This is a genomic window from Kluyvera sp. CHPC 1.2972, assembly GCF_036759925.1.
Taxonomy (GTDB): domain Bacteria; phylum Pseudomonadota; class Gammaproteobacteria; order Enterobacterales; family Enterobacteriaceae; genus Kluyvera.
Window position 1 is genome coordinate 151995 of record NZ_JAPKIB010000003.1, and the last position, 14895, is coordinate 166889.

General features: G+C 59.1%; 14 protein-coding genes. 6 read left to right on the forward strand and 8 right to left on the reverse strand.

All coding sequences use genetic code 11. From position 1 onward, the window contains the following. Positions 1-14: 14 nt before the first annotated feature. The 6 genes from V6944_RS06725 to pspA form a co-directional block, all read right to left on the reverse strand. The gene (locus tag V6944_RS06725) at positions 15-1082 is read right to left on the reverse strand and encodes a YcjF family protein (RefSeq protein WP_333498370.1); all 1068 of its coding nucleotides are present in this window, start codon (positions 1080-1082) and stop codon (positions 15-17) included. After that, positions 1079-2476 (reverse strand): YcjX family protein, encoded by a 1398-nt coding sequence (locus tag V6944_RS06730; RefSeq protein WP_333498371.1) that lies wholly within the window; start codon positions 2474-2476, stop codon positions 1079-1081. Before V6944_RS06730 ends, V6944_RS06725 begins: the two co-directional genes overlap by 4 nt. Before the next feature lie 34 nt (positions 2477-2510). Continuing rightward, a complete protein-coding gene (gene pspD / locus V6944_RS06735) occupies positions 2511-2729 on the reverse strand; it encodes a phage shock protein PspD (RefSeq protein ID WP_185666061.1) in 219 nt (72 codons plus the stop codon). 14 nt (positions 2730-2743) lie between these two features. Beyond that, complete coding sequence (gene pspC / locus V6944_RS06740; protein WP_185666358.1) at positions 2744-3103, reverse strand: envelope stress response membrane protein PspC; 360 nt, start codon at positions 3101-3103, stop codon at positions 2744-2746. Next, positions 3100-3324 (reverse strand): envelope stress response membrane protein PspB, encoded by a 225-nt coding sequence (gene pspB / locus V6944_RS06745; protein ID WP_035894063.1) that lies wholly within the window; start codon positions 3322-3324, stop codon positions 3100-3102. The genes pspC and pspB overlap by 4 nt, the downstream gene beginning before the upstream one ends. 135 nt (positions 3325-3459) lie before the next feature. After that, positions 3460-4128, reverse strand: a complete 669-nt coding sequence (gene pspA, locus V6944_RS06750; protein ID WP_333498372.1) for a phage shock protein PspA — start codon at positions 4126-4128, stop codon at positions 3460-3462. A gap of 167 nt (positions 4129-4295) precedes the next feature. On the opposite strand from pspA, the gene pspF reads away from it, so the two are divergent. Continuing rightward, a complete protein-coding gene (gene pspF, locus V6944_RS06755) occupies positions 4296-5270 on the forward strand; it encodes a phage shock protein operon transcriptional activator (protein WP_333498373.1) in 975 nt (324 codons plus the stop codon). On the opposite strand, the gene V6944_RS06760 is transcribed toward pspF, so the two are convergent. Both V6944_RS06760 and V6944_RS06765 read right to left on the reverse strand, forming a co-directional pair. Continuing rightward, positions 5261-6652, reverse strand: coding sequence for an MFS transporter (locus V6944_RS06760; RefSeq protein WP_333498374.1), 1392 nt, complete (start codon positions 6650-6652; stop codon positions 5261-5263). The two genes, pspF and V6944_RS06760, sit on opposite strands and share 10 nt — an antisense overlap. 25 nt (positions 6653-6677) lie before the next feature. Further along, entirely contained in the window at positions 6678-7850 is a 1173-nt protein-coding gene (locus tag V6944_RS06765; protein ID WP_333498375.1) for a M20 aminoacylase family protein, read from the reverse strand. A 175-nt stretch (positions 7851-8025) separates the two neighbouring features. Here V6944_RS06765 and V6944_RS06770 point away from each other — a divergent pair, with 175 nt between their 5' ends. The 5 genes from V6944_RS06770 to sapD all read left to right on the forward strand — a co-directional run bounded on the left by V6944_RS06770 (position 8026) and on the right by sapD (position 14894). Then, a complete protein-coding gene (locus V6944_RS06770; protein ID WP_333498613.1) occupies positions 8026-10323 on the forward strand; it encodes a helix-turn-helix domain-containing protein in 2298 nt (765 codons plus the stop codon). Between the two features lie 90 nt (positions 10324-10413). Then, positions 10414-12063 carry an ABC transporter substrate-binding protein SapA gene (gene sapA / locus V6944_RS06775; RefSeq protein ID WP_333498376.1) on the forward strand — a complete coding sequence of 550 codons (1650 nt, stop codon included), beginning with the start codon at positions 10414-10416 and terminating at the stop codon, positions 12061-12063. Next, complete coding sequence (sapB, locus tag V6944_RS06780; protein WP_185666055.1) at positions 12060-13025, forward strand: putrescine export ABC transporter permease SapB; 966 nt, start codon at positions 12060-12062, stop codon at positions 13023-13025. The genes sapA and sapB overlap by 4 nt, the downstream gene beginning before the upstream one ends. Further along, a complete protein-coding gene (sapC, locus tag V6944_RS06785) occupies positions 13012-13902 on the forward strand; it encodes a putrescine export ABC transporter permease SapC (protein ID WP_333498377.1) in 891 nt (296 codons plus the stop codon). The genes sapB and sapC overlap by 14 nt, the downstream gene beginning before the upstream one ends. Beyond that, positions 13902-14894 carry a putrescine export ABC transporter ATP-binding protein SapD gene (gene sapD / locus V6944_RS06790; protein WP_185666053.1) on the forward strand — a complete coding sequence of 331 codons (993 nt, stop codon included), beginning with the start codon at positions 13902-13904 and terminating at the stop codon, positions 14892-14894. The genes sapC and sapD overlap by 1 nt, the downstream gene beginning before the upstream one ends. Position 14895 lies beyond the last annotated feature (1 nt).

Here is a 14895-nt window from a genome sequence, read left to right on the forward strand (position 1 = left end):
CATATTTTATCTCGTTAACTATCCCGCTGCGCCGCCGATTTTCCTTTCTGCAGCGTCGTTTTCAGTTGGCCTATCAGCTCACGGCGGAAATCACCGAGACGCGGCTTGTCGTTATCGATCCACGGCAGCGGTCGGCAGAGCTCCATCGCTTTGATCCCCAAACGCGCGGTAAGCAGCCCGGCACCAATCCCCTGCGCCGCACGGGTCGACAGACGCGCGGCCAGATCCTGCGACATCCAGTCCATACCGATTTCCCGCACCAGCTCGCTGGCCCCGGCAAAGGCGATGTTGATCAACACCAGGCGGAACAGGCGCAGACGGCTGTAGTAGCCAAGCTCGATACCGTAGAGATTCGCGATGCGGTTGATCAGCCGCAGGTTGCGCCAGGCAATAAAGCCCATGTCCACCAGCGCCAGTGGGCTGACGGCAATCATCAGCGTCGACTCCGCCGCCGAACGGCTGATTTCACGCCGCGCCTGTGCATCCAGTACCGGCTGCACCAGATGCGCGTACAGGCTGACCACTTCGCGGTCGCTCTGGGTTTCGTGGATGGCGGCGTACCAGCGCTGTAGCGCCGGATGCGACTGATCCAGCCCCGCCTGACGCGCCAGCCCCTCGCAGAACGCGCGTCCTTTGCCCACGCTGTGGCTGTGCATTAAGGTACGCGCTTCATCACGTTCTTCCGCGCGCTGGCGTAAGCGCCAGAGTCGGCGCCATTCGGTGACCACCGACCCTACGCCCGCACCAACAATCAGCGCCCCGGCAGCACAGCCACCCAGCGCCGCCCAGTCATTGGTTTGCCAGGCGGTCATCGTCCACTGTACGCCCTGGGCGACGACGCTGATGCCAAACAGGCCAAGCCCCGCGCTGACCATTTTGCGCCACAGGCTGCGTTTCGGGCGCAGCGCGGCATCGAGGGTGGCTTCCACCTGCCCTTCCTGCTCTGGCTCTTCATCGAGCGTGACCGGGGCGAATTTTTCCGCCGTGACGCCATCAAACGCCTGCGAGGTTTTAAACTGTTCCGGCTTCACCTCATCAAGCGGGCCGTCAAAGTCAATTCGTGGTTTATAGGCGTCGTTCATCGCAGCTTATCTCCAATCAAAAACTCCAGCGCGGCATCCAGACGGATATGCGGCAGCGGCTGGTCAACGTCCATCGTCTGCGGACGGAAGGCCTCAAACTGAAAACCTTGTTTATCCCAAAAGGCCTGTCCGGGAAGACGCGCCGGGACTTCACCTGGGTAGACGGTGAGCGGCTGGCCGTCGCTTAAACGATGACCGCGCAGCGCCGGGATCTTCTCGCCGTTCACCTCAATCAGCCCGCTCTGCGTTGCCTGCACCGAGGCCAGCCCCAAACAGTCCATGGTAATGCCTTCAAAGGCGGCGTTCTGCCAGGCGTCCTGGATCAGCTGTTGCAGCAGCGACACCATATTGCCGTGCTGATCGACGGTCACGTGATCCGCTTTGGTAGCGGCGAACAACAGCTTGTCGATAACCGGCGAAAACAGGCGACGGAACAGGGTACGCTGCCCGTAATGGAAGCTGTGCATCAGCTGCGTCAGCGCCAGCCGCATATCGTTAAACGCCTGTGGGCCGCTGTTGAGCGGCTGCAGACAGTCGACCAGTACAATCTGGCGGTCGAAGCGCAGGAAGTGATCCCGGTAGAACCCCTTCACCACTTTTTCGCAGTAGTAATGGAAGCGTTCGCGCAGCATACCGGCGTTGCTGTGTTTGTCCGCCTGCGCGAGCTTCGACTCACCGATGGCGTCCACGTCCGGCCACGGGAAAAACTGCAGCGCCGGGGCACCGGCCAGGTCGCCAGGCAGCACAAAGCGGCCCGGCTGAATAAAGTGCAGCCCTTCCTGCTTGCACTGGTGCAGGTAGTCGGTCCACGCCTGGGCGAGTTCCGCCAGCCGGTTTTCGTCAGCGGGTGCAAACGGATCCAACCCTTCGCAGAGCTGTCGCCATTTTGCCGACCACTCGGCGCGTTGGCCGGTCAACAGCCCGGTCATCTGGCGCGACCAGCTCAGATAGTCCTGGTTGAGCATCGGTAGGTCGAGCAGCCACTCGCCGGGGTAGTCGACAATCTCCAGGTAGAGCGTGGAGGTCTCTTTAAAGTGACGCAGCAGCGAGTCGTTAGATTTGTAGCGCAGCGCCAGACGAATTTCGCTTACCCCGCGCGTCGGCGTCGGCCAGGACGGCGGCTGGCCGTATAGCTGCGCCAGCCCTTCGTCGTAGGTGAATCGCGGGATGCCGAGGTCGCGCTGGGGAATGCGTTTGACGCCGAGCAGGCGCTCTTCGCGCACCGCGCTCAACAGCGGCAGGCGCGCGCCGGTATGAATATTGAGTAGCTGATTCACCAGGCCGGTGATAAACGCGGTCTTGCCGCTGCGGCTGAGGCCGGTAACGGCAAGACGAAGATGCCGGTCAACGCCACGGTTGACCAGCGCATTGAATTCATTTTTGAGTCGCTTCATTGCTTATTAGACACTCCTCGCTACGCCGATAGCCCTATTTTGCCATGGGGAAATAACGTTTGGCGAGGCGGGACAACAGCGGTTCCAGCGCCACCGCCAGAAACATCTTCAGCGGGCGACGGGCGACGGACTTCACCGCCCACCCGGCTACGCCTGCCGGGCCGTAACGCAGGGCCGTCAGGAGCGCCAGCTTGCCAACAATTTTCAAACCAGGCTTCACCTTCTGGCCTGCCCGCTGCCATTTATTATTCATCAGTAACCTCTTGCTCAGAGCTGACGGAACCGGCTGCGCAGGGTAAAAGTGTCAGATGTCACGTAACGTTCCATCTCGCGCAGTCGCTGCTCACCAGCGGCTAATTCAGCATCCACGGTATCCAGCAGATCGCGGCTGGAGGGTTGATGCGGGTTGTTCATCGCCCCTTCCGGCATTGGGTCGAGGGCGAAGGTCAAAATCACGTAGGCGACGACGACAAAGAAAAACAGCCCAAACAGCATCGCCAGCACGGTAATAATACGAATCAACTTCACCGGTACGTCGAGGTACTCGGCAATACCGGCGCAGACCCCTTTCACCATGCCTCGCTGCGGGATACGCCACAGCTTTTTGTTAAGATCCAGCGCCATTATTTGTCCCTCCAGTTTGGATGTTCTGCATCCAGAATGGCTTCCAGCGCCTGAATACGCTCGCGCATCCGTTTCGCGTCATCGGTCAACTGCATCAGCCGCTGCTGCTCGCCCTGTGAAAGCTCGCCGGAGCGGGAGCGATTGCTATAGTGAAGCCACAGCCAAATCGGCAATACAAACAGCACAAATAACGTCAGGGGAATGCCGAGGAAAAGCGCGCTCATGTAAACTCCTTATTGGTGATGAGCAACAGTACCGTCTGTACTGCTCAATATTTTTGGTAGCCCGGCCGAGCAAAGCGACGCCGGGTTCTCCCCCGGAGTCGGCGTGAACGCCTCGTCCGGGCTACGCAATACTTTTTATTCGTTGTCCTGCTTCATTTTGGCTTTCAGCGCCGCCAGCTGCTCGCTGATTTCGTCATCCGCTTTCAGCTCGGCAAACTGCTGGTCCAGCGACGGCTTTTTGCCAAAACGATGGCTTTCGGCTTCCGCTTCCATATGGTCGATGCGACGTTCAAAGGATTCAAAGCGAGCCATCGCTTCATCCAGTTTACCGCTGTCCAGCTGGCGACGCACATCGCGGGATGAACTCGCCGCCTGATGACGCAGCGCCAAAGACTGCTGACGAGCGCGGGTTTCGCTGAGTTTATTTTCCAGCTCGCCGATCTCTTTTTTCATGCGCACCAGGGTTTCATCCACCAGCGTCACTTCATGTTCCAGCGTGCCGATAACGTCGGTCAGCTTCTGTTTTTCAATCAGCGCCGCACGCGCCAGATCGTCTTTCTCTTTACGCAGCGCCAGTTCGGCCTTCTCCTGCCATTCAACCTGCTGCGCCTGCGCACGTTCCACACGACGAGACAGGTCTTTCTTTTCTGCCAGCGCACGGGCAGAGGTGGAGCGCACTTCCACCAGGGTGTCTTCCATCTCCTGGATCATCAAGCGGACCAGCTTCTGCGGGTCTTCTGCTTTCTCAAGCAGCGAGTTGATGTTGGCGTTCACGATGTCGGCAAAACGAGAAAAAATACCCATTGTTCAATCCTCTTAGTTCTGTGTATCGGGCTGAGCCCTGCATAAAGACTATTACAACTTCCGTGCCAACTTTTTATCTTATTGATTATCAAAGAGGTGATTGAATTTCAGCCGCTAAACGCCTACAGTGAAATGGCGAATTACACCAACATGTGGCGAATTTCATCATGGCAGATAACAAAGATACTCTCCTCGGCGAAGCGAACCGCTTTATTGAGGTGCTGGAGCAGGTTTCCCGGCTGGCGCCGCTGAACAAACCGGTGCTGATTATCGGCGAGCGTGGAACGGGCAAGGAGCTTATCGCCAACCGCCTGCACTACCTCTCCTCCTGCTGGCAGGGGCCGTTTATTTCACTTAACTGCGCGGCGTTAAACGAAAACCTGCTCGACTCTGAGCTGTTTGGTCACGAAGCCGGGGCGTTTACCGGGGCGCAAAAACGTCACCCGGGGCGTTTTGAGCGCGCCGACGGCGGCACGCTGTTTCTCGATGAGCTGGCCACCGCGCCGATGCTGGTGCAGGAAAAGCTGCTGCGCGTGATTGAATACGGCGAGCTGGAGCGCGTCGGCGGCAGCCAGCCGTTGCAGGTGAACGTCCGTCTGGTGTGCGCCACCAATGCGGATTTGCCGCAGCTGGTGGAGGAAGGCACCTTCCGTGCCGACCTGCTCGACCGGCTGGCCTTTGACGTGGTGCTGCTGCCGTCGCTGCGCGAACGTCAGAGCGACATTATGTTGATGGCGGAGCACTTCGCGATTCAGATGTGCCGTGAACTGGGTCTGCCGCTGTTTCCCGGCTTTACCGAACGCGCCCGTGAAACGCTGCTGCACTACCGCTGGCCGGGGAATATCCGTGAGCTGAAAAACGTGGTGGAGCGCTCGGTCTACCGCCACGGCTCCATTGATGAACCGCTGGACGATATTATTATCGACCCGTTTCGCCGCCAACCGACGGTTCACGCTGAACCTGCCGGGGAAAACGTCGGCCCGGCGCTGCCGCTGGATCTGCGCCAGTTTCAGCTTGAGCAAGAAAAAGGCCTGCTGCAGCAAAGTCTGCAACAGGCCCGATTCAACCAAAAACAGGCGGCCGACCTGCTTGGGCTAACCTATCATCAGCTACGCGCGCTGTTGAAAAAGCATCAGCTTTGACGCCGACGCGGCAACAGTAGCGCACTGACCACTATCGCCCCCAGGCACAGCGTGCAGTTAAACCACAGCGCATACTGTGCCGCCTTCGCCATCCCGTGCGGCAGGAACAGCGCATAGAGCGAAGCGGTCATCGCCAGGCCAAATGCTCCGCCCAGCGAGCTGCCCATTTTGTAGATCCCGGAAGCCACGCCCACTTTATTCTCTGGCGCGCTGGTGACGGCGGTGTCAGTCGACGGTGTGGCGTAGCAGCCCAACCCCAGACCGAACAGCACGTTGCTGAAAAAGACGGTCACGATATAGGTCCAGGTTTCCAGGAAGGTGCAGGAAATCAAGAAAATCCCCACCATCGCAATGGCCGGGCCGCCCATCATCGGCAGCCTTGCGCCATAGCGCTGGAGCAGTTTTTCCCCTACCCGAATCATCAACAGCACGGTCACCAGATAGCCCAGCGTCATCATCCCGGTCTGGAACGGGCTCAGATGTCGCCCCTGCTGTAGCCAGATGCTGGTGATCATCATGGTGCCAATCGCGCCGTTAAGCATTAGATTCGACAGCACCGCCGCGCTGTAGGAACGGTTGTTAAACAACGCGAAGTCGATAAGCGCGGCCTCCTTTTTGCGCAGACCGCTGCGGATAAACCAGCCCATCGCTACCACGGCACCTGCCAGCATCGACAGCGACAGGCCGCTGGTCCAACCCCAATGGTGCCCTTTGGAGATAAACAGGTTAAACAGCACCAGGCCCGCCACCAGGCTCAGCAGCCCGCTAACGTCCAGCTTATGCTGCGCGGCGGTGGCGCTCCGGCTCTCTGGCGTGCCGCGAATCAGCAGAAATGCGGCCAGCGCGGCGGCGATGGAGAAGACAAAAATCCAGCGCCAACCCAACCCGGTGGCAATTGCCCCGCCGACAAAGGAGCACAGGCCGCTGCCGCCCCAGGAGCCAATCACCCAGAAACTGACCGCGCGCTGCCGCGCCCGCCCCTCGTACCAGGTTTTAATCAGCGCCAGCGTCGCTGGCATGATGCAGGCGGCAGACAATCCCTGAACAACGCGACCGGCCAGAAACAGCATCGGCCCCTGAGAAACCACCAGCAGCGCGCTACCCACGATGCTCAGCACCAGGCCGATAAGCGTCAGGCGTACCCGGCCAAACTTATCCGCCAGACCGCCGCTGGCGACCACGAAACAGCCGCTGAACAACGCACTGAGGCTGACCGCAAGGGTGAGCGTCTCCAGTGAAATATCGATACTGCTTTTTACGACAGGAACCACGTTGATAACCGACTGGGCAAACAGCCAGAAGGTCAACACGCTTAGCACAATGCCCGCCAGCAGTCGGTCGGTACCGACATACGGCGCTTCAGTCAACGAAACGGTACTCATGGCTCGCCCTCAGGTTGCGCGTCACTTAGGCCCGCAGATAGTCTTCCGTCAGGCCGCACCACAGCGCCGCCCCCGTCAGCAGGATATCGTCGTTAAAGTCATAGCCCGGGTTGTGGACCATGCAGCGATCCGGTTCGTCGCCCGCCCCGATGGTGAAATAGGCACCGTTAGGGTTCTGCTCGAGCATAAAGGCGAAATCTTCACTGCCCATAAACGGGTTAACCGTGGCGATAGATTGTTCACCAAATAGCGAGGTAGCTACCTCGCGCACCATCTGATTCGCCTGCGGGTCGTTACGTAACACCGGGCTGCCGTTAACGTGCGTAAGTGAGGCGGTGGCGTTGAAGCTCTCCGCCTGGGATACCGCAATATCGTGAATGCGTTGCAGCACGGTTTTACGCACCGATTCACTCAGGGTGCGCACCGTCAGTTTCATCTGCACTTTGTCGTTAATGATGTTCGGCGCCTGCCCGGCCTGAATACTGCCTACGGTCACCACCACCGGGTCGAACGGGCTGATATTTCGCGACACTATTGTCTGCAGTGCCAGCGTGATATGACAGGCTACGACGGTGGCATCGACGGTATGTTCAGGCACCGCACCGTGCCCACCGACGCCCTGAACATCGATATGCAGCGTATCGGACGATGCCATCATGGCACCATCGCGCAGGCCAATTTTGCCGAGCTTCTGCCCCGGCATATTGTGCAGGCCGAAAATACGGTCGCAGGGAAATTGGGTAAAAAGACCGTCTTCCAGCATCACACGACCGCCGTACAGCAACTCTTCCGCAGGCTGGAAAATCAGATGCAGCGTGCCGTTGAACGCACGGGTGCGCGCCAGATATTCCGCCGCGTAAAGCAGCATGGTGGTGTGACCATCGTGGCCGCAGCCGTGGAAGCTGCCGTCGGTTTTGCTGGCCCACGGCTTACCGCTGTGCTCCTGCATCGGCAGCGCGTCCATGTCCGCGCGCAGACCCAGCGTCTTGCTGCCGCTGCCCACTTTTAAGGTTCCCACCACGCCGGTACCGCCCAGACCGTAGTCCACTTCATAACCCCAACCGGTCAATAGTTTCGCCACCTCAGCGCTGGTTTTATGCTCCTGAAAACCGATCTCAGGCTGTTGGTGAAAGCGACGGCGTAGCGCAATAAATTCCGCCTCACGGCTCTGCAATGCTTCAACAATAGGATGTGTCATTTTTGTTATACCTTTATGGCTCTACGGTGATAACGTCGAGTTTATGCCGTCAACAGCGCTTTAAAGTGCAGGTTTTTGTTTTATATTGACGGAAAATGATATGACTATTTTTCATACGGTTTGGTTATGACAAAAAATAGACTGCTGTTTTTTGTCTCAGGAGAGCGAGATGCCGATGCAGCAAATCAGTGACTTTTCCGTCGCCGTGCAGGATGTCCGTCATCAGGCTCATGAAGAGCAGCCCGCGCTGACGCTGCTGTGGATCCTTCAGGGCGAGGTGACGCTGGAGACCGCCGCCGGTGTTCGCCAGCTGCAGGATGGCGCACTCGCGATCATCAATCCTGACCAGCGCTGGCAACTTGGTAGCGAACGGCCCAATGCGCTGATGACGCTAACCATCGCCAGCAACTGGCTCAACCGGCTGGATGCCCATTTTTTCGGTTTTGACTACCAGATAGCCGCTCAGCCGCACGCGACGCTGGAACAGGAAGCCCGGCTGCGCTCGCTGATGCGCCAGCTGCTGATAACGCATCTCATCAATCACCAACCACACGCGCGGCTGGAAGCCAACCGCTGGCTGAGCGAAATTGCTCTGTTGCTGGCTACCCATTTTCAGCAACCACGCCAATCCGTCACGCCGCAGGGTGCAGCAACCTGGAGCCATCGCATCCGTCAGGTGGTCGCCCGGATTGAGTCGCAGTACACCCAGCGGCTTTCGCTCGCCGAAATTGCCCGTGCCGAGCGGGTGTCCGAGGCCTGGCTCTCCCGCCTGTTTCATAAAGAGGTGGGCGTCAGTTTCATGCAGTTCATCACCGCATTACGCCTGGAGAAAGCCGCCGAACAGTTGCTGACCACCGCCCTGCCGGTGCAGCGGATTGCCCAACAACAGGGCTTTGCCAGTGCGCGGGTGATGAGTGACCTGTTTAAGCGTCGCCACGGCATGACCCCGCGCCAGTATCGCCAGCAGCCAACGGTGAAAAGCCGCCAGCGCGCGCGGGAAAACGTGCCTGACCAGGCGCTGCCGGTGGCCGCTGAAACGCTGTACGCGCTACTGAACCACACGAGTACCCAGGCGTGGGATAACCCGCCGCCGCTCCAGCATCATCCACAGTCACGACAGATAGCGTTGAATACGCTGCCCCTGCGTCGTGTACCGCTGCGCCATAGCCAGGTCATCATTACCCTGCGCGAACTTGACGATCTGCTGCGCGATGATGTGCGTCAGTCTCTGCTGGCGCTGCATGCGCAGATCCCGATTGTCGGAATTGATATTCATGAACCGTTTCTCAGCAGCCGTCTGTTCAGCGAAGGCTGGGACGACCCGCAGATGGTCGGTTACGCCTGCTGGTACAACCTACAGCAGGTGTTCACGTTTCTGGCGCGCATGGGCTGGCGCGTGCTGCTGCATACCAGCCTGACGACGCGCCCGGACCTGCTGCGCCAGTTTCTCGCCCTCGCCGCCCAGCATTTTCCGCCGTCTACGCTTGCCAGCTGGCAGTTCGTCTGGCACTGGTCGCCGCAGGCCAGCACTGAAATCTGGGCACAGCAGAAAGCCATCATCAGAAGCTTGTCGCCAGATTCGCTACTGGGGATCTGGCACCGCTTTACGCCGACCGAGGACAACACCGTTGACGACGCCATTCTCCGTTCACCGCTGTTAAAAGAGGCCGATTTCCTTGCTTGTTCGGCAAACGCCAACGAGCGTTTTCAGCAACAGTCTTTTGACGGTGCCCAGCTGGCGGCCGCCGAGAGCTACCCGGTCGATAAAGTACGCCAGATCCAACGCGCGCTGCGGCAGCACCACCTTGCGTTACCGCTGTGGCTGCTGTCATGGAACACCCTGACCGGCTCAACCCGACGCACCAACGGCGAGTTTTTCCGCGGCGCGCTGTTGATGAATAACCTGTTGGGCCTCGCTGAACAGGTGCAACTGACCGGCTTCTGGCTCAATTCCAGCCAGCAGGGTGAAGCGCGCAGTAACGGCACCTTTGATACCTCAAGCCTGGCGTTGTACTACCATCATGGGCTGACGCGGCCCATTTTCTGGGTGCTCTGGCTCTGGCAACGTCTGCAGGGCGATGTGCTGGTCAACGATAAAAATATCCTGCTGCTGCATCAGCGCGGACGCTATCAGCTTTTGTTGCGTAATCCGGTGGTCTTTAACCCGTGGCTCTCCAGCGAAGAGGCCTTTATTCAGCGCTTTCGCCAGCAGTATCCGGTTGCGCTTCAGGGGCTGAACGGCCGCTGGAAGATCAAGCGACATCTGTTCGACCAGCTCAACGGGGCACTGTTCCCTCATCTGGAAGCCATCGACAGCAGCAGCGGCCCGGATGAGGAGACCTGGACCTGGCTTGCACACAAAACCCGACCGGCGCTTAGCGTACGTGAAGAAGACGTGGTGGAAAATTGGCAGGTGGTTGACGCGCTGGAGAGCAATGCGCTGGTGTTATATGAGTTAACCCCACTGATTTGATGACTTTTAAAGCAGTTGCACGTAGAGATTTGTACCTGGTAGCCGTAAGTGCGATACACTTTGCAGATCAATCGAAAATATAACGAAACTATGCGCCTGAATTTGCCATCCTTCCTCGCCGCATTGGGGCTTTTATGCAGCCAGGCGATTGCCGCACCGCAACCGCTTGCCCCCCCTCGCGCCGATATTCGCGACAGCGGATTTGTCTACTGCGTTAGCGGGCAGGTCAACACCTTCAACCCGCAAAAGGCGGGCAGCGGGCTTATCGTCGACACGCTGGCCGCTCAGCTATACGACCGTCTGCTGGACGTAGACCCTTATACCTATCGTCTGGTACCGGAACTTGCCGAAAGCTGGGAGGTGCTGGATAACGGCGCGACCTACCGCTTCCACCTGCGCAACAACGTGCAGTTCCAGACCACCCGCTGGTTTACGCCAACCCGCGCGCTGAACGCCGACGATGTGGTCTTTACCTTTGAACGTATTTTCGATCGCCATCATCCGTGGCATAACGTCAACGGCGGTGCTTTCCCTTACTTCGACAGCCTGCAGTTTGCCGATAGCGTGCAGAGCGTGCGCAAGCTGGATAACCACACCGTGGAGTTCCGCCTGACCCGCCCGGATGCCTCGTTCCTCTGGCACCTGGCCACCCACTACGCCTCAGTGATGTCCGCCGAGTACGCCGACAAGCTGACCAAACAGGATCACCAGGAGCTGCTCGACCGCCAGCCGGTCGGCACCGGGCCGTTCCAGCTTGATGAGTATCAGGCCGGGCAGTACATCCGTTTGCAGCGTCACCCGAAATTCTGGCGCGGTACGCCGCTGATGCCGCAGGTGGTGGTCGACTTAGGCTCCGGTGGTACCGGGCGGTTGTCCAAACTGCTGACCGGCGAATGCGACGTGTTGGCCTGGCCTGCCGCCAGCCAGTTGACCATTCTGCGCGACGACCCACGCCTGCGCCTGACGCTGCGTCCGGGGATGAACATCGCCTATCTGGCGTTTAACACCGATAAGCCGCCGCTGAATAACCCTGAAGTGCGGCACGCCCTGTCGCTGGCTATCAACAACCAGCGCCTGATGCAGTCTATCTACTACGGTACGGCAGAAACCGCAGCCTCCATTTTGCCGCGCGCCTCCTGGGCTTACGATAACGAAGCTAAAATTACCGAATACAACCCGAAAGAAGCGCGTCGTCGTCTTGAAGCATTAGGTTTGCAGAAACTGACGCTGCACCTGTGGGTGCCGACCAGCTCGCAGGCCTGGAACCCAAGCCCGCTCAAAACCGCCGAGCTGATTCAGGCGGATATGGCGCAAATTGGCGTGAAAGTGGTGATCGTGCCGGTGGAAGGCCGTTTCCAGGAAGCACGGCTGATGGACATGAACCATGACCTGACGCTCTCCGGCTGGGCCACCGACAGTAACGACCCCGACAGCTTCTTCCGTCCGCTGCTAAGCTGTGCGGCCATCACCTCGCAAACCAATCTGGCGCACTGGTGTAACCGCGAATTCGACAGCGTGCTGCGCAAAGCGCTGGACTCCCAGCAGCTGGCGTCGCGCATTGATGCCTACGATGAGGCCCAGCAGATCCTCGCTCGCGAACTGCCGGTGCTGCCGCTGGCTTCGTCGCTGCGTCTGCAGGCCTATCGCTACGATATGAAAGGGCTGGTGCTGAGCCCGTTTGGTAACGCCTCATTTGCGGGCGTGTCGCGGGAAAAAGAAGAGAAGGTGCAGAAACCATGATTATTTTCACCCTTCGTCGCCTGCTGCTGCTGCTGGTCACGCTCTTTTTCCTGACCTTTGTCGGCTTCAGCCTGAGCTATTTCACGCCCCATGCGCCGCTACAGGGCGCTTCACTCTGGAACGCGTGGGTGTTCTGGTTTGAAAGCGTGATGCATTGGGATTTCGGCGTCTCCAGCATCAACGGCCAGCCGATTTCTGAACAGCTGCGGGAAGTGTTCCCGGCAACCATGGAGCTTTGCATCCTGGCGTTTGGCTTTGCCCTGTTGGTCGGTATTCCGGTCGGTATGCTGGCCGGGATCACCCGCAACAAATGGCAGGATAAGGTCATCAGCTTCTTCGCGCTGCTGGGCTTTTCTATTCCGGTGTTCTGGCTGGCGCTGCTGCTTACCCTGTTCTTCTCGCTGACGCTGGGTTGGCTGCCGGTTTCCGGGCGCTTTGACCTGCTGTACGAAGTCAAAAATGTCACCGGTTTCGCGCTGATCGACGCCTGGCTTTCCGATTCGCCGTGGCGACATGAGATGATCATCAGCGCCCTGCGCCATATGGTGCTGCCGGTGCTGACGCTGGCGGTTGCCCCGACGACCGAAGTGGTGCGCCTGATGCGCATCAGCACCATCGCAGTGTATGACACCAACTACGTAAAAGCCGCCGCGACCCGTGGGGTTTCTCGCCTGACCATTCTGCGCCGCCACGTGTTGCACAACGCCCTACCGCCGGTGATCCCGCGTCTGGGGCTGCAGTTTTCTACCATGCTGACGCTGGCGATGATCACCGAAATGGTCTTTAGCTGGCCGGGCCTGGGGCGCTGGCTGATTAACGCCATTCGCCAGCAGGACTACGCGGCGATCTCCGCCGGTGTAATGGTGATTGGCGCGCTGGTGATCATTGTTAACGTGATCTCCGATATTTTGGGTGCTATGGCTAACCCGCTGAAACATAAGGAATGGTATGCCTTACGATAGCGTCTATCTCGAGAAACGTACGCCGGGTGCTCTGCGCACCGTGTGGCGTAAATTCTACGGCGATACCACGGCAATGATTGGTTTTTACGGCTGCATGGGGCTGGTGCTGGTGTGCGTATTCGGCGGCTGGTTTGCCCCGTACGGCATCGACCAGCAGTTCCTCGGCTATCAACTGCTGCCGCCGTCATGGTCACGCTACGGGGAAGTGTCGTTCTTCCTTGGCACCGACGACCTGGGCCGCGATGTGTTAAGCCGCCTGTTGAGCGGCGCGGCACCTACCGTTGGTGGTGCGTTTGTGGTTACGCTGGGGGCAACCGTCTTCGGCCTGGGGCTCGGTGCCTTTGCCGGCTCAACCCGTGGCCTGCGATCGGCGGTGCTGAACCATATTCTCGACACCCTGCTCTCCATCCCTTCGCTGCTGCTGGCGATTATCGTGGTGGCCTTTGCTGGCCCGCACCTGTCGCATGCCATGTTCGCCGTCTGGCTGGCGCTGCTGCCGCGCATGGTGCGCTCGATTTACAGCATGGTGCACGACGAACTGGAGCGCGATTACGTCATTGCCGCCCGCCTCGACGGGGCTTCGACGCTGAACATTCTGTGGTTTGCGATTTTACCGAACATTGCCGCAGGACTGGTGACCGAAATCACCCGCGCGCTGTCGATGGCGATTCTGGATATCGCCGCGCTGGGCTTCCTTGATCTGGGCGCACAGCTGCCCTCCCCGGAATGGGGCGCGATGCTGGGCGACGCGCTGGAGCTTATCTACGTCGCACCATGGACGGTGATGCTGCCGGGGGCGGCCATTATGGTCAGCGTCCTGCTGGTTAACCTGCTGGGCGACGGTATTCGCCGCGCCATCAACGCGGGGGTGGAATAATGCCGTTACTTGATATTCGCAATCTGACCATCGAATTTAAGACCAACGAAGGCTGGGTGAAGGCCGTGGACCGGGTCAGCATGACGCTGGCCGAAGGCGAAATTCGCGGTCTGGTCGGTGAGTCTGGTTCGGGCAAGAGCCTGATCGCCAAAGCAATTTGCGGCGTGACCAAAGATAACTGGCGCGTGACCGCAGACCGTATGCGTTTTGATGATATCGACCTGCTGCGCCTGTCCAACCGCGAGCGCCGCAAGCTGGTCGGCCATAACGTGTCGATGATTTTCCAGGAGCCGCAGTCCTGTCTCGATCCGTCTGAACGTATCGGCGAACAGCTGATGCAGAACATTCCAGGCTGGACCTTTAAAGGCCACTGGTGGCAGCGCCTGGGCTGGCGTAAACGCCGCGCCATCGAACTGCTGCACCGCGTGGGGATTAAAGACCACAAAGACGCGATGCGCAGCTTCCCCTACGAGCTGACCGAAGGGGAGTGTCAGAAGGTGATGATCGCCATCGCGCTGGCCAATCAGCCGCGTTTGCTGATTGCCGATGAACCGACCAACGCCATGGAGCCGACCACTCAGGCGCAGATCTTCCGTCTGCTGACCGGTCTTAACCAGAACAACAACACCACCATTTTGCTGATCTCCCATGATTTGCAGATGCTGACCCACTGGGCAGATAAGATTAACGTCATGTATTGCGGGCAGACGGTGGAGAGTGCACCAAGCGAAGAGCTGGTGACCATTCCGCATCACCCGTATACCCAGGCGCTGATCCGCGCGATTCCTGACTTTGGCCGTTCCATGCCGCATAAAAGCCGCCTGAATACGCTATCCGGCGCGATCCCGCTGCTGGAGCAGCTGCCGATGGGCTGCCGTCTGGGGCCACGCTGCCCTTACGCCCAACGCAAATGTATTGAAACCCCGCGCCTGACGGGTGCGAAGAATCACCTGTTCGCCTGTCATTTCCCGCTGAACATGGAGAAAGAGTGAA